Genomic DNA, 18,324 nt, shown 5'->3' with positions numbered 1-18,324 from the left:
GCCCCGGCCCGGATACTGGTCGCAGCTATCGCGGGAAATCGGCCTGATCGCCTCGCCAGCTGCGACCACGGGCGCGATCAGTGCGACCACTGGGGGCGGTCCATACGGCGCGGGGCGTGGCGGGGCTGGGCGTGGCGGGGCTGGGCGGGGCGTGGCGGGGCTAGTGGGCCTGGCTCACATGAACGCGCTGGGGGGGAGGCCTTCGCGGCTGGTCATCGGCAGCTCCTTCTCGAGCTTCTCCATGAAGAAGTGCGACTGCACCGCGGTCCAGATGTTGTTGGTGAGCCAGTAGATACCGATCGCGATGGGGAAGTTGAAGAAGTACGCGCCCACGATCGGGAAGAAGGGGAACAGGTACATCATGATCTTCATCGACTGGTTCATCGACTCGGTCATGGATTCGGCGATCGACTGGAAGTCCTGCGGCTTGCCCGCGGCCGCGGAGCCCGCCCCGGCTCCCGCGGCGCCGGTGGTGGCGGGCGCGGGGGCTGCGGGCTTCTCGCCGTCGACCTCGAGCACCTCGCCGTCGACGACCGGGCCGCCCGCCTTCTCCTCGGCGTCGACCTGCGCGATCGCGTCCTGCTCGGCCGCCTTGGCCGCCTTCTGTCGGCGGAAGGAGTTCCACATGTTGATGAAGGTGGCGATGCCGGCCAGCACGAACAGCGGCACGGCCAGCATGAGGATGTCCTCGCGCACGAGCCCGGGGTGCAGGGAGTCCATGACGTCCTGCGGCATCCGGATGTACGAGGCAAGCGGAACGCCGAAGATCTCGGCGTTGAGGAACGAGGCGACCTGGTCGGGGCCGAACGCCCCGTTGGTCATGGTCGAGGCCTCTTCGATCGACACCCCACGCGGCGAGAAGTTGAGCAGCACGTAGTACAACCCCAGGAACACCGGGATCTGCACGAGCAGCGGCAGGCACCCGGCGGCGGGATTGACCCCGGCGTCCGCGTACAGGGCCTGCATCTCCTTGGCCTGCTCCTGGCGGTCCTCTGGGGTCTTGCGGTCCTTGTACTTGTTCTGCAGCTCCTTCATCTTGGGGGCGATCTGCGCCATCTTGCGCATGGAGTACTGCTGCCGGTACATCGACCGCATGAGCAGCAGCCGCACCGTCACGACCAGCAACAGCACGGAGCCCACCCAGGCCACTCCGGAACCGGGGTCCACGACGAAGCTCAGCACCCAGTGCCAGAACTTCATGACGAGCGACACCGGATACGCGAAGAGGTCCACGGGCGAATCTCCAGATGGGACGGTGGCGCCGGAGCGGGCGCGCGGGGTGGGGCGGAACAGGCCGGGTCAAGACTAGAAGGCCGCCCCCCAGCGTGCCAGGGTCAGCGCGAACGGTGGGGGCCGGGGTGGGAAGCGACAGCGTGAGCAGCGGGTTCGTGGCCGGCGTGAGGTCGAGCAGCGTCAGATGCTGCAGCCCACCCACACCGGCTCGGGATGCAACTCCACTCCGAACGCCTCGAAGACGCCGTCGCGAACCTCGCGCGCCAGCGCGATCACGTCGTCGGCGGTGGCCGAGCCCCTGTTGGTCAGCGCCAGCGTGTGTTTGGTGGACAGCCGGGCGGGCGACGACGACGAGGGGTGCCCCTTGCCGAACCCGGCCCGCTCGATCAGCCAACCCGCGGAGAGTTTGACCCCTCCCGCCGCCGCGAACGCGGGCATCTGCCCGGCCTGCTCGGCCCCCAGCCGCTCCGTGACCCGGGACCGCACCGTGGGGAGTCGGTCCTCGGGGACCACCGGGTTGGTGAAGAAGGAGCCGGCGCTCCAGGTGTCGGCGTCGTCGTCGTCGAGCACCATCCCCTTCCCGCGGCGCAGCTCGAGCACGGTGCGGCGCACCACGGCGGGGTCGGCCCGCTCCCCCGGCGCGACGCCCAGTCGGCCGGCGAGTTCCGCGTAGCGGATCGGCTCGCTGCGACCGGCGGCATCCAGCCGGAAATCCACCTCCAGGACCACGGCGGTCCCCGTGTTCTTGAGCACCGAGGTGCGGTAGGCCAGCCCGAGGGCGGCGGGCTCGACCCACTCGTCGGTCCCGGCGGCGCGGTCGTACCAGCGCACGCGGTGCAGCACCTGGGCCACCTCGACGCCGTAGGCCCCCACGTTCTGGACCGGGGTCGCGCCCACCGAGCCGGGGATACCGGAGAGGCACTCGAGCCCGCCGTAGCCGCGGCCGACCGTGTCCGCGACGAGGTCGTCCCAGGTCAGTCCGGCGCCGGCGCGGACGATGATCCCACCGGCGTCGCCCGTGCCCGCTCCGCCGGCGCCGCCCGCGTCCGCCTCGCGGTATCCGATCTCGCGATTGCGGACGGCCACCACCACCATGTCGAGGTGGCCACCGGCGACCACCAGGTTCGACCCGCCGCCCAGCACGAGGACCGGAACGCCGGCGGCATCGAGGGCGCCGACCGCGGCCGTGACCGCGTCGGCCGTCTCGCACTCGACCAGGGCGTGGGGGCGACCACCGATGCGCAGGGTGGTGAGATCGGCCAGGCGGGGGTCGGGGACCACGCGGAGACCGGCCACGGCGGACAACCCGCGGATCACGTCGTCGGCGTGGTCAGCGGTGCGGCGATCGGAGGAGGGCGGGAGCACGCGTCCGAGAGTAACCGCCCCCTTGTAGGGTTTGACCCCATGGCGACCCGCTTCTCCCACTCGGCCCACATCGACGCCCACCTCGAGACCGTGTTCAGCTCGTACGGCGACGAGGCCTTCTGGCACGACCGCATGGCCGCCATCGGCAGCCCCCACGACACCCTCGACGCGTTCGAGACCACCGGGGACTCCACCACGGTGACGCTGACCCAGCACATCCCGGACGAGGACATCCCGGATGTGGCCCGCAAGGTCCTGCCCGGCCGGTTGATCATCGTGCGGACCACCACCTACGCCGACTTCGACGGCGATCGGTTCTCGAGTTCCGCCCGCGCGGAGGCGGCCGGCGGGCTGGGCGTCATCGACGGCGGCTCGGAGGCCGTCTCCCAGGGTGGCGTGGTGGTGGAGTCGGCGACAGGCCAGGTCAAGGTGTCCGTCCCACTGCTGGGCGGCAAGCTGGAGAAGCTGGTGGTGTCGCACCTCACCCGGTTCTTCGACGCCGAGACGCAGCACCTCAACCGCTGGACCGCCGCCCGCTGACACCGCGTCGGCACGGCGCCGACCCGGTTCTGACACCGCGTCGGCACGGCGCCGACCCGGTTCTGACACCGCGCAGACCTGCGGCCTGGCGCGGCGCTGACCTCGGGTTCTGCGATCCGGGCCGGCATCGGCGACAATTGGCGGAATGCACCCGCGGCACGACACCCAGCGACTCCCCGCCCACGACCGACCCGGCGTCCAGCACGCCGAGACCCAGCAGTTCGCCACTGCACCGGCAGGTGACCGGTCTGACAACGGCGACACCGGCGGGAGACGTCGCGGCCCGATGATCGCCCTGATCGCCGCGATCGCCGTGATCGGCCTGGTGGCCGGGGTGGTGGGGCTCGAGTTCGGCACCCGCAACGCGATCGAGAACCGGATCCAGGAGGAGGTCACGGCCTCTCTCGGCAGCCCGGCGCAGGTCGAGTTGGGCGCGCGCCCGGTGATCCTGTCGTATTTCGGCGGTGACCTGGGCACCGTCCGCATCACCACCGACGGCAGCCCGGCAGAAGGCGGAGGCGGGCCCGCTCCCGCGATCGACATCACCGCCGAGGGGGTCAGCTCGGCCGACGACCTCACCTACGTGGACTCGCTGACCGGGACCGCCTTCGTCTCCGACCAGGCCATGTCCACCGCCGCGCAGCAGGACTCCGCCGGCGACAGCATGCTCGGCGGTCTGATCCAGGTGCAGGAGATCGTCTCGGACCCGGCCTCGGGCACGCTCCGTGTCTCCATCAGCGGCCTCGCCGAGGCGGTCGTGACCCCCCGGTTGATCGGCGGAAATCTGGAGATGGATCCGTCGCAGGCGTCGATCCTCGGCTTCGCGCTGCCGCCCGAGCTGCTCGGCGGCACCGTCTCGATGATGGACTCCGCTCTCGCCGAACTGCCCGAGGGTGTCCAGCTGACAGGGGTACGCGTGGTCCCGGGCGGCATGGTCGTCGACCTCAGCGGACGCGACGTCGTGTTGGAGTCGACCCGGTAGCCGGCTCCCTGCCGCGCGGCACACTGGGCCCATGCGCCTGCTGATCATCGCCGACACCCATGTCCCGACGCGCGCCCGCGATCTCCCGCCCCGGGTGTGGGACGAGGTCGACGGCGCGGACGTGGTGGTCCACGCGGGCGACTGGATGGACGTGGCACTGCTCGACGCGGTGGAGCAACGCTCGAGCCGGTTGGTCGCGTGCTGGGGTAACAACGACGGACCCGAGTTGCGCGCCCGGTTGCCCGAGGTGGCGCGCGTGACCCTCGAGGGGGTGCGGCTGGCGGTGGTGCACGAGACCGGGCCGTCAGCGGGCCGGGACAGGCGCATGGGCGAGGCCTATCCGGACACCGACGTCCTGGTGTTCGGTCACTCGCACATCCCGTGGGACACCACGGCGTCGAGCGGCTTGCGGTTGCTCAACCCGGGGTCCCCGACCGACCGCCGTCGGCAGCCGTACTGCACCTTCATGACCGCCACCCTCGCCGACGGCGTGGTGGGTGAGGTCGAACTGCACCAGCTTCCGCCGGGCCGGTAGGTGGCGCCGGGCGGCGGCCGGCGGATTCTGCCACCCTGGGGTGTATGACCAACCGACCCACCATGCGTGCCGTGACCCAGCACTCCCTCGGCGATCCGGACGTCCTCGTCGTCTCCGAACACCCTCGCCCCGAGCCGCGGACCAACGAGGTCCTGGTGCGCGTCCGGGCCACCAGCGTCAACCCCACCGACTGGAAACACCGCGGGAACGGCGGGTTCCTCGGGACGCCGCCGTTCGTGCTCGGCTGGGACCTGTCCGGGGTCGTCGAGGCGGTCGGCATCGGGGTGGCCCGGTTCGCCCCCGGCGACGAGGTCTTCGGCATGCTCTCCTACCCGTTCGGGCACGGCGCGCACGCCGATTACGTGGCCGCGCCCGCGGCCTGGTTCGCCCCCAAGCCCGCCTCCCTCGACCATGTCCAGGCCGCCGCGCTGCCGCTGGTCTCGCTGACGGCATGGCAGGCGCTCGTGGAGTACGCCGACATCACGCCCGGTCAGCGGGTACTGATCCACGCCGCGGCCGGCGGGGTGGGGCACGTGGCGGTCCAGATCGCCAAGGCCCGCGGCGCGTACGTGATCGGCACCGCCAGCGCCGGCAAGCACGACTACCTGCGGGAGCTGGGCGTGGACGAGGCGATCGACTACCGCGAGGTGGACGTCGCCGAGGCCGTCAGCGACGTGGACGCCGTGCTGGACACGATCGGCGGAGACACGTCCACGCGTTCACTGCGCACCCTGCGGCCCGGCGGGATCGTGGTGTCGATCCTGCCGGTGGGGTCGGACGACTTCTTCCGCGAGGCCGACGAACTGGGCGTCCGCGCGATCCGGATGCTCGTCGACGCCTCCCGACACGACCTCGTCTCCGTCACCGAGTTGGTGGACCAGGGCGCACTGCGGGCCACCGTCTCCGAGGTCTTCCCCCTCGAGCAGGCCGCGGAGGCGCACCGGCGCGGGGAGACCGGCCGGACCACCGGCAAGATGGTGCTCACCACCGACTGAGGCCCGGCCCGGAGAGCGGCGCCGGCGGGGTCAGCTCTCCGGGAACCCCTCGAGCACCGCGCGGCTGCCGCTCAGCCCCAGTCGGGTGGCGCCCGCGGAGATCATGGCGCGGGCGGTGTCGGCGTCGCGGATCCCACCCGAGGCCTTGATCCCGAGCTGCCCGCCCACCGCCCGGTGCATGGCGGCGACCGCACGCGCTCTGGCGCCGCCGGCGGGGTGGAAACCGGTGGAGGTCTTGACCATGTCCGCCCCCGCGCGCGCGACGGCGTGGCACAGCTCCTCGATCCGCCGGTCCCCTGCCTCCTCGCCCAGCGCCCGGTGGATCGCGGCGGTCTCCAGGATCACCTTGATCACGGTGGGCGGGGGCACGGCGTCGCGCATCGTCAGCACGTCGGCCATCACCTCGTCCACCAGGCCGGCGATCGCCGCGCCGACGTCGATCACCATGTCCACCTCGACGGCGCCCTGATCCACCGCCAGCCGCCCCTCCATGGCCTTGACCAACGCGTGGTGTTTCCCGGAGGGGAAGCCGGCTACGGTCGCCACCGTCAGGCCCTCCGCCCGCACCGGGAGCATCGCCGGGCTCACGCACACCGCCTTGACCCCGAGAGCGCGGGCCTCGTCCACACAGGCCTGCACGTCCTCGCGGGAGGCGTCCGGGGAGAGCAACGTGTGGTCGATCATCGCCGCGATGCGAGCGCGGGTCAGCTGAATCTGTGGCGTGGCGTCCATGCCGGCCAGCCTAGCGGGGCTGCCCCACACCCCCTGCTGGCACAATGACCGTTCATGTCACGCCGCTACGTCCTCACGCTGGGTTGCCCCGACCGCATCGGCATCGTTGCCCGCATCGCCACGTTCCTCGCCGAGCTCGGCGGCACCATCGTGGAGGCGGCCTACCACGCGGACGAGAACTCCCGCTGGTTCTTCACCCGGCAGTCCGTGGACGCCGAGTCGATCGGGATGGATCTCGACGAACTGCGCCGTCGATTCTCACGGGTGGCCGCCGAGCTCGGCCCGGAGACGGACTGGAACATCGCCGACTCCACGGAGCCGAAGGACATCGTCGTCCTGGTGTCCAAGGAGGGGCACTGCCTGCACGACCTCATGGGCCGGGTGGACAGCGGGGACTTCCCCGCCCGCATCCGCGCCGTGATCGGCAACCACGACACCCTGCGGGGGATGACGGAGGCTCACGGAATCCCCTTCCATCACGTGCCGTTCCCTGCGGATCCGGCCGAGCGGGGCCCCGCGTTCGCCGAGGTGTCCTCGATCGTCGACGACATCGACCCGCACGCGATCGTCCTGGCCCGCTTCATGCAGGTCCTGCCGGACGACCTGTGCTCCCGCTGGGCCGGTCGCGCCCTGAACATCCATCACAGCTTCCTGCCGAGCTTCGTGGGGGCGCGCCCGTATCACCAGGCGCACATCCGGGGGGTCAAGCTCATCGGGGCGACCTGCCACTACGTCACCGCAGACCTCGACGAGGGGCCGATCATCGAGCAGGACGTCATCCGCGTCGACCACGCCGCGACGGTGCAGGACATGGTCCGGCAGGGCCGCGACGCCGAGAAGCTGGTGCTGGCCCGCGGACTGCGGTGGCACCTCGAGGACCGCGTCCTCGTCCACGACGCCCGGACCGTCGTGTTCACCTGACGAGGCTCAGCCCCGGGAGAACCCGTGGCGCTCGGTGAGCTGCGTCTCGGCGGCCGAGAGGAAGATCAACCGGGCGGCCGCGCCGGCCCGGGGGAGAATCGACCGGACCCGCTTCTCGAGTACCGCCTGGTCCATCCCCGCCCCGCGGACGGTCTCCACCAGAACGGTGAACGCCTCCGCGGCCCGGCTCTGTCCCTCCATGAACAGGCGCCCGATCTTCTCGATCCCCTCCTCGTCCACGCCGAGGACGATCAGGTCACGCAGGAGATCGGCCATGTAGACGTCGGAGAAGAAGTGGTCGGCGGCTCCCGGTTCGGTGATCAGGCCGAGGGACTCCCCCACGTCGATCAACTCCTCGGGCATGTCGAACGAGGCGACCGCCTGGGATTCCGCCCGGGTGAGTCGCCGTCGGGACCCGGTGGGCCGGCGCTCTCCCCGCACGCTCTCGACCTCGAGCAACTCGGCGAGGGTGAACCCGTGCCGCTCGGCGATGAGCAGTTCCTCGATCGTGGCGAACGTGTAACCCCGGTTGAGCAGGCGCAGGATCAGGTCGAGCCGACTGCGGTGATCCGGCCCGTAGAGTGCGGTCCGGCCCTGGCGGATGGGCGGCTGGAGCAACCCGCGTTCCTGGTAAACGCGGATATTACGAACGGTCGCGCCGGAGGTCTCCGCCAGCTCCTCGATGCGCTGCAGCGGCGCGGACCCCCTGGAACTCACCTGCGTCTGCCGCCGACGGCCGGCCTGACGTCGGCGAAGAACACCCCGACCGCCACCATCGCCACGATTCCGAGGATCCCGAACGGCCGGATCGCGAAGAAGAGGGCGGCACCGGCGCAGATGCCGATCCAGGCCGGCTTGGGCCACTTCCCCTCCATCGAGTACGCCGACGCGGGAGGAAGGACCGCCAACACCAGGCCGACGAGCGCCCACGCCACGAGGGCCGCCTGTATCGCCAACTGGATGAGGCCCCAGGTTCCGGGCAATGCTTCTATCACGGCCACCAGTGTAGTCGGCGCATCCGACACCCCCGCCATCGATGTTCACGGCGTGGAGTTGAGGGGGCCGGTGGTCCCGTGACGAGAGCCGCCCCCGGCCCGCTCGAGGAGAGCGGGCCGGGGGCGGTTGCCTGCGGCCTCAGCCGCGGTGACTCACTTGCTGTCGGAGTCGGACGACTTGTCGGCCGACGACGACGAGGACTTGCTCGTCGAGGACGACGACGGCGTGCCGGCCGAGCCCGAACCCGAGGTCGAGCCCGACGCCGACCCGGAGGTCGACTTGGTCGCCGAGGTCGATGCCGTCTTGGCGGCCGGGGTCGACTTGGTCGCCGAGGTCGACGCCGACTTCGACGCCGTGGTCGACTTGGAGGCCGTGGTCGACTTGGAGGCCGTCGACTTCGAGGCGCTCTTGGCCGGGGCCTTCTTCGCCGGGGCCTTCTTCGCGGGAGCCTTCTTGGCCGGGGCCTTCTTCGCGGTCGCCTTCTTGGCCTGGGCCGCCTGGGCCTCGACCTTGGCGGCACCGCTCTGGACCTCGTCCGAGGCGGCGTACGCGGCGTCCTCGACCTTGTCGGCGGCCTTGTCGGCGGCGGTTCCTGCCTCCTCGGCGGCCTGACGGGCGGCCTTGGACACGCGCCCCGCGGCCTTCACGCCGATCGAGCGGGTCTGGCGGGCGACCGTGCCGAGCGCGTCCTCGCCCAGCTCGACCTGCTCCTCCATGGCGCCGGCGGCGCGGGCGACCTGCTCGTTGACGCGGGCCAGGCCGGCCTCGAGCTGCGGGTTCTCCTCGCGCAGGCGGGACACCACGTCCTCGCCACGGGCGGCGAGCCCACCGTAGATCCCGGCCGCGACCTCGACGTAGGCGTCGGCGACCTTCCGCAGCTCCTCGGGGCGGAACCGGTTGACCAGCTCCTCGACCTCGGCCGGCAGCGCCTGCACGCGATCGGGGACCTCGGTGACGCGGTTCTGCACGTCGGCCACGCGCTCGGTCACCCGGTTCTGCACATCGGACACGCGCTCGTTCACCTTGGTCTGGGCGTCGGTGACGGCCTCCTCCGCGCGACGACGGAGGTCCGAGACCAGACCGGACACGGCCTGGACCGCGAGGTCGTTGACGCCCACATAGGCGTAGACCGGGGTACGCACGGCGGACAGCGCCTGGCCCAGCGGGCCGCTGGGTGCGTTGTCCTTGGGGTTGGCCTGCGACTCGGCCTGCGCGGCGGCGGCCTGGGCGGGGGTCTTCTTGGAAACGGGCTTCTTCTGGCTCATGTCGGCTCCTTGATCGTTGTCATGCAGGTGTGGCGGGGTGGGATGTGACGTGGCCCCACGGGGGCGCCGTCGGACGGGCTCAATGCACGTCGACGACCTGTTCGGCGGCGGTCGCGTTGTTCGTTCGGAACGACTCGTAGATCTCCACGAGCACCTCCCTCTGACGCTCGGTGAGGTCGGGCGCGGTGAGGATGGCGTCCCTCACCGGACTCCCCTCCTTCAGCTCGAGGATCCCGGCGCGGGCGTAGAGCACCTCGGCGGACAACCTCAGACCTCGTGCGATCTGACCCAGCACCTCCGCGGACGGCTTGCGCAGCCCACGCTCGATCTGACTCAGATACGGATTGGAGACGCCGGCACGCTCGGCGAGCTGCCGGATGGACACCTCGGCGGCCTCCCGCTGCGCGCGGATGAACGACCCGATGTCCTGCGACTCGGAGATGCGCTTGTCGTCGTCGCCCTGTGGGGCGACGTCGTCGTGACGGGGGACCTCGCCGGTCGGCTTGGCCCTCCGCGCGAGGGTCGCGGCGGTCGGTTCGACCGCCTGCGCGGCGGTGGACCCGGGCTTCCTGCCGGTCTCCCGGCCACGTTTCTCGGCCATGGAGTCCACCTCCTCTCGCCGTGCGTCTCACGTCGTCTGGAGACAACGCTAGCAACGAGTGCTAGCTGCAGCAAGCGGTAGGAGCGGTGTGATGGGTCACAGGGTCGCGGCGCGCCTGATGAGGGCCCGCGTCAGGAAACGAGCAGGTCAGAAGACGAGCAGGGTGAACTGGTGGATGATCACGCCGACGAGGGCACCGACGAGGGTGCCGTTGATGCGGATGAACTGCAGGTCCTTACCGGCGAGCAGCTCGATCTTCTCGGACGCCTCGTCGGCGTCCCACCGCTCGACGGTATCGGCGATGATCGAGGTCACCTCGCCGGCATAGTTCACGGCCACGTACGCAGCGGTGCGGGTCATGTAGTCGTCGAGGCGCGCACGGACCTTCTCGTCGTCGACCAGCAGGTCGGCCAACCGGCGCAGGAGGTCGTCGATCTTCACCCGGAGGGTCGAGGAGGAGTCCTCGGTCGCCTCGACGATCATCCGCTTGGCCGCCGTCCAGGCGGAGGCCGCGGCCCGACGGACCTCCTCGCGGTTCATCACCTCCGCCTTGAAGATCTCGAGCTTGTCCATCGTGGCCGGGTCCTGCTGGAGGTCGCGGGCGAAGTCCTCGACGAACCCGATCAGGGCCAGACGGACCGCGTGCTGCTTGTCCACCTTGATCTGCCAGGTCCACTCGCGCAGCTCGCGGTACGCGCGGTCGGAGAGCAGCTCGTTGACGAACTGCGGCGCCCAGGTGGGCGCCTTCTCGCGGACCCAGCGGTCGATGGTCTCCGGGTTGGCCTCGACCCACCCGTGGGTGCGGTCGGCCATGAGGTCGAGGAGTGGCAGGTGGCGGCCCTCATCGAGGAGCTCGGCCAGGATCCGACCAGCGGGCGGTCCCCACTTCGGCTCCGCGATGCGAGCGACGATGGTCCGCTCGATGATCGCCGTGGCGTCCTCGTCACGCAGCACCGCCAGGACGGACCGGATCGCCTTGGCCGCCTGGTCCGAGGCGATCGCACGGTGGTCCTCCTCCTGGAGCCATTCGCCCGCCCGCGCGGGGATCCGGGCACCGCGGACCTTCTCGCTCACCATCTCGGGATCGAGGAAATTCTCGCCGACGAAGGTTCCCAGCGAGGTCCCCAGCTGGTCCTTCTTCTTGCGGATCAGCGCCGTGTGGGGGATGGGGATCCGCAAGGGGTGGCGGAACAGCGCGGTGACCGCGAACCAGTCCGCGAGGCCACCGATCATCCCCGCCTCGGACGCCGCGCGCACATACCCGGCCCAGGCCCCGGCGCCGTTCGACAGTGAGTACTCGGCGAAGAGGAAGATGATCCCGGCCACGACGAGGAACCCCGTCGCGACCAGCTTCATGCGGCGGAGCGCGGCCCTGCGCTCCGCGTCTGTCGCCGGGTCACCCGCGACCAGGGCGGAACCGCCCGCCGCGGCGACCGGGTCGAGCGTCAGTGTGCGTCCTTGCGTCCGTACTTGCGGAACCCGATCATGCACACCGCGAGGCCGATGACGAAGACGATGACGGTGGCCACGACCGCGGCCACGACCAGGCCGAGGGACACGTCCATGTCGTCGGTGTAGAAGGCGAGCGCCGTGATGGGCAGACCCAGCATGCTCATCGCCAGCAGCATGATGGCCGAACCGGCGTAGATCTCGGTCGAGTACAGCGGGTAGGTGGGCGCCACCTCGGTCGCGTACTTCGGGTAGTACTCCTCGACGATGGCAGCACCAGTGTGCTCGAGGGTCTGACCGGCCATGATGTCGTCCTCTTTCGTCTACTACCGATCCCGGACGCGTCGGCCCGGGAGTTGCTTGACCCGATTCTATTGGAACCTCAGGTCCCGCGGGCAACCGCCCGGCGGATTCGTCGCGCCGCGGTGACCAGGTTGCGCAGACTCGGCTCCAACTGCCAGGTGTAGCGGGTCTTGAGCCCGCCGTCCGGGACCGCCCAGAGGCGGTCCACCCCCACCGCCGCCACCGCCTCGAGCAGCCTCTCGTGCAGCAGGTCGATGTCCGGGACGAAACCGGATCGAGACTCGTACACCCCCGGGGCGACCTGCCGCGTGAGGGTGTGGTCGGTGAGGGCGTCCAGGACCCAGTCGATCGACCGGGTCGCGACGATCGCCGTGACGTCCGCGTCGAGCCCCTCGATCGCCTCCTTCATCACCTGGAGCGACGAGTAGCTCAGGTGCGTGTGGATCTGGGTGTCCGGCCGGGCACCCGCCGACGCCAGGCGGAACGTGCCCACCGCCCACTCGAGATAGGCGCGCCTGTCGGCGCCGCGCCGCGGCAGCAGCTCGCGGATGGCCGGCTCGTCGATCTGGACGATCGCCAGCCCCGCCTCCTCGAGGTCCGCCACCTCGTCGCGGATCACCAGCGCCAGCTGGGTGGCCACCTCGGGCAGCGCGAGGTCCGTCCGACAGAAGGACCGGGCGAGCATCGTCACCGGCCCCGTCACCATCCCCTTGACCGGTCGGTCGGTGAGGGTCTGCGCGTACCCCGTCCACTCGACCGTCATGGGCGCGGGCCGGGCCACGTCCCCGTACAGGATGGGCGGGCGCACGCAGCGGGACCCGTAGGACTGCACCCACCCGTGCCGGGTCGCGGCGAACCCGTCGAGCAGTTCCGCGAAGTACTGCACCATGTCGTTGCGCTCGACCTCACCGTGCACCAGGACGTCCAGTCCGATGTCCTCCTGCAGCCGGATCACCGAGGCGATCTCCTCCCGCAGGTACCCGCAGTAGCGCTCGTAATCGATCCGGCCGTCGGCCAGGTCCCGGCGGGCCCGGCGGATCTGCACCGTCTGCGGGAACGACCCGAGGGTCGCGGTGGGGAGGATCGGCAGCCCCAGACGCCCCGCCTGCAGGGGCGCCCGCTCCGCGTAGGGCATGCGGACCTTGTCGTCGTCGTCGACCGACGCCGTCCTGGCACGCACGTCCTCCCTGCGCGCACTGGGCCGCACCGGCAGGGGCCGCCAGCGCGGCGTGGGTCCGTCCACCAGCGCGTCGGCCAGTGACACCACCTCCGCGACCTTCTGCCGCGCGAAGGCGAGGGCGTCCTCGAGTTCCGCGGGGAGATCCTCCTCGGCCCCGACGTCGTAGGGCACGTGGAGCAGCGTGCAGGACGTCGAGACCACCAGATCGGCGAAGGTGGCCTTGAGCTGCCTCAGGTAGTCCAGGACCTCGAACTTGTCCGTGCGCCAGACGTTCTGGCCGTCGACCACCCCGGCGTAGAGCCGTTTACCGGCCAGTCCCGGGATCGCCGCGAGTTCGTCCGCGGGCCGGTACCCGTGGACGAGATCGAGACCGATCGCCTCGACCCCCGTGGACGCGAGCGCGGGCAGCGCCCCGGCCAGATCCCCGTACTGCCCCGTGACCAGGATCCGCGGGCGGGTGGGGCACGCCGACAGCCGGTCGTAGGCATCCCGGACCTGCTCGATCTCGGTCGGCGTGCGCTCCATGGTCATGCAGGGTTCGTCGAACTGCACGCAGGTCACGCCCGCCCCCGACAGCGCCTCCAGCAACGCCTCGTACTGCTCGAGCACCCGGTCGAGCAGCGCGATCGGCCGGAAGCCGGGGGCGGCGCCGGGTGCGGGCTTGCTCAGCAGCAGCAGCGACACCGGGCCGGTGATCACGGGCCGGATGTCGACCCCCAGCTCGTGGGCGCGGGCGACCTCCGCCAGCAACTCCGCCGGTCGCAGGCCCAGGACGGAGGAGTCCTCGAACTCGGGCTGGCGGTAGTGATACGGGGTGCCCTGCAGGGCGACCAGTTCCAGCGGCGCCACGTCCGCACGGCCGCGCGCGAGCGCGAACTGGGTATCCAGCGGGGACAGATCGCGGACCAGGTCCCGGAAGCGGTGCGGGACGGCGCCGATCAGCAGGGCGTCGTCCAGGACGTGGTCGTAGAAGGAGAAGGTGTTGCCCGGGATCTGCGTGAGCCCGGTCTCGCGGAGTTCCCGCCAGGTCGACTCCCGGATCCGGCGCCCCACGGCGAGGAGTTCCGACCGGGTGCCGTCGCCGTGCCAGTAGCGCTCCAGCGCGCGCTTGAGCTCGCGGCGCGGACCGATCCGCGGGTAGCCCAGCACGCTGGACGCACGGCTGAGAGCGAGGTGCGAGCGTTCGAGCTCCGGGGCCACGGCGGTCAGCGGGCGGCTCGGGTAGCGACGCGGGGGACGTCGTACCGATAGAAGCCGTGGCCGCTCTTCTTCCCCAGCCGTCCGGCCTCGACCATGCGCAGCAACAGGGGCGGCGGGGCGTACAGCGGTTCGCGGAACTCGGTGTACATCGAGTCGGCGATCGCCTTGACCGTGTCCAGGCCCACGAGGTCGGCCAGGGAGAGCGGGCCCATCGGGTGGGCGCACCCCAGCACCATGGCCCTGTCGATGTCCTCCGGGGTGGCGAACCCGGACTCGGCCATCCTGATGGCCGAGAGCAGGAAGGGCACGAGGAGCGCGTTGACCACGGCTCCGGACCGGTCCGCGGCGTGCACCACCTGCTTGCCCAGGACCTGTTCGGCGAACCCCTCGGCGCGCTCGCGGACGGACTGCCCCGTCTCCAGCGTGCTCACCAGCTCGACCAGCGGGAGCACGGGGACGGGGTTGAAGAAGTGCATGCCGATCACGCGCCGGGGCCGCGCGGTGCACGTGCCGAGCTTCATGATCGGGATGGAGGAGGTGTTGGAGGCCAGGACAGCCTCCGGATCGGTGACCACCTCGTCGAGTTCACGGAACACGGCCGTCTTGGCCGCCTCGTCCTCGACGATCGCCTCGATCACCAACTGGCGATCGGCGAAGTCCCCGAGGTCGGTGGTGAACCGCAGCCGCAGAGCGGCCTGGTCACGCTCGCGCCGGGTGATCTTCCCGGAGGACACACCCCGGTCGAGGGAGTCCAGGATGCGGGACCGGCCTGCGGCGGCGAGCTCCCGGGTGGCCTCCCACACCAGGACGTCGACGTGGGCGCGGGCGCAGACCTCGGCGATCCCCGCCCCCATCTGACCGGCACCGACCACTCCCACGCGGCTGATCGACCCCTGTCCCGGGGCTACCTCGCGGGAGGTGGGCATGTGCGACACGTCCTTCTTCGAACCGGGTGGTCGGCCCGGGCATCGGCCCGGGGGTGCGCCGACACGACCGGGGGCCGGGGCCGCCTCGAGGAGACGGCCACGGCCCCCGGTGTGTTGGTGCCATCGTGCTGGTCGCCCTACTCGAGGACGACCCGGGGGGTCAGTGGAACTGACCCTCCTCGGTGGAGCCCTTGAGCGCCGCGGTGGACGTGTTGGGGTCGACCGTGGTGGCGATGCGGTCGAAGTAGCCGGCGCCGACCTCACGCTGGTGCTTGACGGCGGTGAAGCCACGCTCCTCGGCGGCCTTGAACTCGCGCTCCTGCAGCTCGACGAACGCGCTCATCTGGTTGCGGGCGTAGCCGTAGGCCAGATCGAACATGCCGTAGTTGAGCGAGTGGAAGCCGGCCAGGGTGATGAACTGGAACTTGAAGCCCATCGCGCCGAGCTCCTTCTGGAACTTGGCGATCGTGTCGTCGTCCAGGTTCGCCTTCCAGTTGAAGGAGGGCGAGCAGTTGTAGGCCAGGAGCTGGTCCGGGAACTCAGCCTTGACGGCCTCGGCGAACTGCTTGGCGTACTCGAGATCCGGCGTACCCGTCTCCATCCAGATGAGGTCGGAGAACGGGGCGTAGGCCTTGGCGCGCTCGATGCAGGGCTCGATGCCGTTCTTCACGTTGTAGAAGCCCTCGGCGGTGCGCTCACCGGTGATGAACGGGCGGTCGCGCTCGTCGACATCGGAGGTGATGAGCGTGGCGGCCTCGGCGTCGGTGCGCGCGATGATGACCGACGGGACGTTCGCGACGTCGGCCGCGAGACGGGCCGAGGTCAGCGTGCGGATGTGCTGGTTGGTCGGGATGAGCACCTTGCCACCGAGGTGGCCGCACTTCTTCTCCGACGCGAGCTGGTCCTCCCAGTGCACACCGGCGGCGCCGGCCGCGATCATGGCCTTCTGCAGCTCGTAGGCGTTGAGGGCGCCACCGAAGCCGGCCTCGGCGTCCGCGACGATCGGGGCGAGCCAGTTCTCCACCGAGGTGTCACCCTCGATGCGGGCGATCTCGTCGGCGCGCAGCAGCGCGTTGTTGATGCGGCGCACGACGGTCGGGACCGAGTTGGCCGGGTACAGCGACTGGTCCGGGTAGGTGTGGCCCGAGAGGTTGGCGTCGCCGGCGACCTGCCAGCCGGAGAGGTACACGGCCTCGAGGCCGGCACGGATCTGCTGGACGGCCTGGTTGCCGGTCAGCGCGCCGAGGGAGTTGACGAAGTCCTTGTTGTTGACCTTGTCCCAGAGGATCTCCGCGCCACGGCGGGCGAGGGTGTGCTCCTCGACGACGGTGCCCTGCAGCTCCGCCACCTGCTCGGCGGTGTAGTTGCGGGTGATGCCCTTCCAGCGGGGATTGGTGTCCCAGTCCTGCTGGATCTCTGCAGCGGTACGTGCCTTGCCGACGTTCGACATCGCGACTCTTTTCTGTCTCGGGGGCGGACCCGGCTTCGCACAATTGCGAGCGCGGCGTCCTGTACCTGGAAAGAATGCCACACGCATCGCAGCCCGTCTACCTGGGAATTGTGCGAATCTGGCGAGTTTCCTTGCATTGCTTGCGAACTTTGCGAAGAATGTGGGGCACACCACCGACCCGCGGGAGCCGCTCATGACCACCACTCACATGGGTGCTCGCCTGCGCCGCCTGCGCGAGGAGCACGGCCTCACCCAGGCCGCCTTCGCCGAGACGCTCGGGCTCTCCGCCAGCTACCTGAACCAGCTCGAGAAGGACGCGCGCCCGGTGACCTCCCGGGTGCTGGCCCGACTGTCGGAGGAGTACGGGGTCGACTCGACCTTCTTCGCCTCCGACGCCGACACCCGGCTGATCGCGGAGCTCACCGAGGCCCTGTCCGACCCCCAGGTCTCCACCGGGATCCCCGCGGGCGACGTGATCGACCTGGTCCGCGCCCACCCGTCGCTCGCGCGCGCCTTCGCCGTGTTGAACCAGCGGTACCGGAACTCCGCGGACCTGCTCGCGGCCCTCACCGAGAGCCGCAACGCCCTGTCCGACGAGGCGGACACCTTCGCGCTGGCCATGCCGCACGAGGAAGTGCGCGACTACTTCTACCAGCGCCAGAACTACATCGACTCCCTGGACACCGCGGCCGAGGAGCTCACCACCCGGATCCGCATGAACCGCGGCGACGTCAGGGCCGAGCTCGAGAACCGGCTCGCCGAGATCCACGGCGTCCGCGTGGTGCGCCGCGTGGACCTGCCCGACGGGCTGTGGCACCGCTTCTCCGCCCGGGACCGCCGGCTGGACCTGTCTGCGCACCTGACCGGAGGGCAGCAGGCCTTCCGGGTGGCGTCCGAACTGGCGTTCCTCGAGCACCGCGAGCTGATCGACCAGCTGGTGGCCGACGGGGCCTTCAGCTCCCCCGCCGCCGGCGCCCTGGCCCAGCGCGGACTGGCCAACTACTTCGCCGCGGCCGTGCTCATGCCGTACCAGCGCTTCCTCGACACCGCCGAGGACTTCCGCTACGACGTCGAACGCCTGATGACCTTCTACGCGACGGGCTACGAGACGGTGTGCCACCGCCTGTCCACGCTCCAGCGCCCGGGCGCCTCCGGGGTGCCCTTCAGCTTCGTGCGCGTCGACCGCGCGGGGAACATGTCCAAGCGGCAGTCGGCCTCCGGCGTCCACTTCACCACCTCGGGGGGCACGTGCCCGCTGTGGAACGTCTACGAGACCTTCTCCTTCCCGGGCAAGATCATGCGCCAGGTCGCCGAGTTGCCGGACGGGCGTCTGCACCTGTGGGTCTCGCGGACCGTCACCACCCGGCCCATGAGGTTCGGCCAACCCCGCAAGACGTTCGCGATCGGTCTGGGCTGCGAGGCCCGGCACGCCCACCGCACCGTCTACGCGCAGGGGCTCGACCTCGCCGATGCCGACGCCGCCACCAAGATCGGGTCCGGGTGTCGCATGTGCGAGCGGCCCGCCTGTCCGCAGCGTGCCTTCCCGCCGCTGAACCGCACCCTCAAGGTGGACGCGCACCGCTCGTCGCTCTCGCCGTACCTGCTCGACGAACCCCACTCGCCGGCCGCCTCCCCTGCCCTACCCTGACGG

General features: G+C 70.7%; 18 protein-coding genes. 6 read left to right on the top strand and 12 right to left on the bottom strand.

Annotation, left to right across the window (positions count from 1 at the left end):
• Positions 1–174: 174 nt before the first annotated feature.
• Together yidC and ABIE38_RS12370 are read right to left on the bottom strand one after the other, a co-directional pair.
• The gene (yidC, locus tag ABIE38_RS12375) at positions 175–1,233 is read right to left on the bottom strand and encodes a membrane protein insertase YidC (protein WP_354056663.1); all 1,059 of its coding nucleotides are present in this window, start codon (positions 1,231–1,233) and stop codon (positions 175–177) included.
• A gap of 180 nt (positions 1,234–1,413) precedes the next feature.
• Positions 1,414–2,598: a UDP-N-acetylmuramate dehydrogenase gene (locus ABIE38_RS12370; protein ID WP_502914782.1), complete on the bottom strand. Its 1,185-nt coding sequence runs from the start codon at positions 2,596–2,598 to the stop codon at positions 1,414–1,416.
• A gap of 39 nt (positions 2,599–2,637) precedes the next feature.
• Between ABIE38_RS12370 and ABIE38_RS12365 the strand changes: the two genes are divergently transcribed.
• From ABIE38_RS12365 to ABIE38_RS12350, 4 genes are all read left to right on the top strand, one after another.
• The gene (locus ABIE38_RS12365; protein WP_354056662.1) at positions 2,638–3,138 is read left to right on the top strand and encodes a DUF2505 domain-containing protein; all 501 of its coding nucleotides are present in this window, start codon (positions 2,638–2,640) and stop codon (positions 3,136–3,138) included.
• A gap of 145 nt (positions 3,139–3,283) precedes the next feature.
• Positions 3,284–4,120, top strand: a complete 837-nt coding sequence (locus tag ABIE38_RS12360) for an LmeA family phospholipid-binding protein (protein WP_354056660.1) — start codon at positions 3,284–3,286, stop codon at positions 4,118–4,120.
• Between the two features lie 31 nt (positions 4,121–4,151).
• A complete protein-coding gene (locus ABIE38_RS12355) occupies positions 4,152–4,655 on the top strand; it encodes a metallophosphoesterase family protein (RefSeq protein ID WP_354056658.1) in 504 nt (167 codons plus the stop codon).
• Between the two features lie 44 nt (positions 4,656–4,699).
• On the top strand, positions 4,700–5,650 hold the full coding sequence (locus ABIE38_RS12350; protein ID WP_354056656.1) for an NADP-dependent oxidoreductase: 951 nt from the start codon (positions 4,700–4,702) through the stop codon (positions 5,648–5,650).
• 30 nt (positions 5,651–5,680) lie between these two features.
• Here ABIE38_RS12350 and deoC read toward each other — a convergent pair whose 3' ends face one another.
• On the bottom strand, positions 5,681–6,382 hold the full coding sequence (deoC, locus tag ABIE38_RS12345) for a deoxyribose-phosphate aldolase (RefSeq protein WP_354056654.1): 702 nt from the start codon (positions 6,380–6,382) through the stop codon (positions 5,681–5,683).
• A 54-nt stretch (positions 6,383–6,436) separates the two neighbouring features.
• On the opposite strand from deoC, the gene purU reads away from it, so the two are divergent.
• Positions 6,437–7,303 carry a formyltetrahydrofolate deformylase gene (gene purU, locus ABIE38_RS12340; protein ID WP_182610499.1) on the top strand — a complete coding sequence of 289 codons (867 nt, stop codon included), beginning with the start codon at positions 6,437–6,439 and terminating at the stop codon, positions 7,301–7,303.
• A gap of 6 nt (positions 7,304–7,309) precedes the next feature.
• Here purU and ABIE38_RS12335 read toward each other — a convergent pair whose 3' ends face one another.
• The 9 genes from ABIE38_RS12335 to aceA form a co-directional block, all read right to left on the bottom strand.
• The gene (locus tag ABIE38_RS12335) at positions 7,310–8,020 is read right to left on the bottom strand and encodes a MerR family transcriptional regulator (protein WP_354056652.1); all 711 of its coding nucleotides are present in this window, start codon (positions 8,018–8,020) and stop codon (positions 7,310–7,312) included.
• The gene (locus ABIE38_RS12330) at positions 8,017–8,298 is read right to left on the bottom strand and encodes a DUF2516 family protein (RefSeq protein ID WP_354056650.1); all 282 of its coding nucleotides are present in this window, start codon (positions 8,296–8,298) and stop codon (positions 8,017–8,019) included. The genes ABIE38_RS12335 and ABIE38_RS12330 overlap by 4 nt, the downstream gene beginning before the upstream one ends.
• 153 nt (positions 8,299–8,451) lie before the next feature.
• Positions 8,452–9,564: a hypothetical protein gene (locus ABIE38_RS12325; RefSeq protein WP_354056648.1), complete on the bottom strand. Its 1,113-nt coding sequence runs from the start codon at positions 9,562–9,564 to the stop codon at positions 8,452–8,454.
• Between the two features lie 79 nt (positions 9,565–9,643).
• On the bottom strand, positions 9,644–10,165 hold the full coding sequence (locus ABIE38_RS12320; RefSeq protein WP_187700505.1) for a helix-turn-helix domain-containing protein: 522 nt from the start codon (positions 10,163–10,165) through the stop codon (positions 9,644–9,646).
• Positions 10,166–10,312: 147 nt separating this feature from the next.
• Complete coding sequence (locus ABIE38_RS12315) at positions 10,313–11,521, bottom strand: DUF445 domain-containing protein (protein WP_354056646.1); 1,209 nt, start codon at positions 11,519–11,521, stop codon at positions 10,313–10,315.
• An 89-nt stretch (positions 11,522–11,610) separates the two neighbouring features.
• A complete protein-coding gene (locus ABIE38_RS12310; RefSeq protein WP_354056644.1) occupies positions 11,611–11,919 on the bottom strand; it encodes a hypothetical protein in 309 nt (102 codons plus the stop codon).
• A 77-nt stretch (positions 11,920–11,996) separates the two neighbouring features.
• Complete coding sequence (metE, locus tag ABIE38_RS12305; RefSeq protein ID WP_354056642.1) at positions 11,997–14,297, bottom strand: 5-methyltetrahydropteroyltriglutamate--homocysteine S-methyltransferase; 2,301 nt, start codon at positions 14,295–14,297, stop codon at positions 11,997–11,999.
• A gap of 5 nt (positions 14,298–14,302) precedes the next feature.
• Positions 14,303–15,223 (bottom strand): 3-hydroxybutyryl-CoA dehydrogenase, encoded by a 921-nt coding sequence (locus ABIE38_RS12300; RefSeq protein ID WP_354056640.1) that lies wholly within the window; start codon positions 15,221–15,223, stop codon positions 14,303–14,305.
• Between the two features lie 160 nt (positions 15,224–15,383).
• Positions 15,384–16,673: an isocitrate lyase gene (aceA, locus tag ABIE38_RS12295; RefSeq protein WP_354056639.1), complete on the bottom strand. Its 1,290-nt coding sequence runs from the start codon at positions 16,671–16,673 to the stop codon at positions 15,384–15,386.
• 193 nt (positions 16,674–16,866) lie between these two features.
• On the opposite strand from aceA, the gene ramB reads away from it, so the two are divergent.
• Positions 16,867–18,321 carry an acetate metabolism transcriptional regulator RamB gene (gene ramB / locus ABIE38_RS12290; protein WP_354056637.1) on the top strand — a complete coding sequence of 485 codons (1,455 nt, stop codon included), beginning with the start codon at positions 16,867–16,869 and terminating at the stop codon, positions 18,319–18,321.
• The last annotated feature ends 3 nt before the right edge of the window (positions 18,322–18,324 follow it).

Source organism: Dietzia sp. 2505 (genome assembly GCF_040546785.1).
In the GTDB taxonomy this organism is placed as follows: domain Bacteria; phylum Actinomycetota; class Actinomycetes; order Mycobacteriales; family Mycobacteriaceae; genus Dietzia.
This window is presented reverse-complemented; position numbering and strand designations above follow the sequence as displayed.

Coding starts and splice junctions, on each gene's coding strand:
- ABIE38_RS12365 (WP_354056662.1), top strand. CDS start 2,638: ATGGCGACCCGCTTCTCCCACTCGGCCCACATCGACGCCCACCTCGAG.
- ABIE38_RS12360 (WP_354056660.1), top strand. CDS start 3,284: ATGCACCCGCGGCACGACACCCAGCGACTCCCCGCCCACGACCGACCC.
- ABIE38_RS12355 (WP_354056658.1), top strand. CDS start 4,152: ATGCGCCTGCTGATCATCGCCGACACCCATGTCCCGACGCGCGCCCGC.
- ABIE38_RS12350 (WP_354056656.1), top strand. CDS start 4,700: ATGACCAACCGACCCACCATGCGTGCCGTGACCCAGCACTCCCTCGGC.
- deoC (WP_354056654.1), bottom strand. CDS start 6,382: ATGGACGCCACGCCACAGATTCAGCTGACCCGCGCTCGCATCGCGGCG.
- purU (WP_182610499.1), top strand. CDS start 6,437: ATGTCACGCCGCTACGTCCTCACGCTGGGTTGCCCCGACCGCATCGGC.
- ABIE38_RS12325 (WP_354056648.1), bottom strand. CDS start 9,564: ATGAGCCAGAAGAAGCCCGTTTCCAAGAAGACCCCCGCCCAGGCCGCC.
- ABIE38_RS12320 (WP_187700505.1), bottom strand. CDS start 10,165: ATGGCCGAGAAACGTGGCCGGGAGACCGGCAGGAAGCCCGGGTCCACC.
- ABIE38_RS12315 (WP_354056646.1), bottom strand. CDS start 11,521: ATGAAGCTGGTCGCGACGGGGTTCCTCGTCGTGGCCGGGATCATCTTC.
- ABIE38_RS12310 (WP_354056644.1), bottom strand. CDS start 11,919: ATGGCCGGTCAGACCCTCGAGCACACTGGTGCTGCCATCGTCGAGGAG.
- ABIE38_RS12300 (WP_354056640.1), bottom strand. CDS start 15,223: ATGCCCACCTCCCGCGAGGTAGCCCCGGGACAGGGGTCGATCAGCCGC.
- aceA (WP_354056639.1), bottom strand. CDS start 16,673: ATGTCGAACGTCGGCAAGGCACGTACCGCTGCAGAGATCCAGCAGGAC.
- ramB (WP_354056637.1), top strand. CDS start 16,867: ATGACCACCACTCACATGGGTGCTCGCCTGCGCCGCCTGCGCGAGGAG.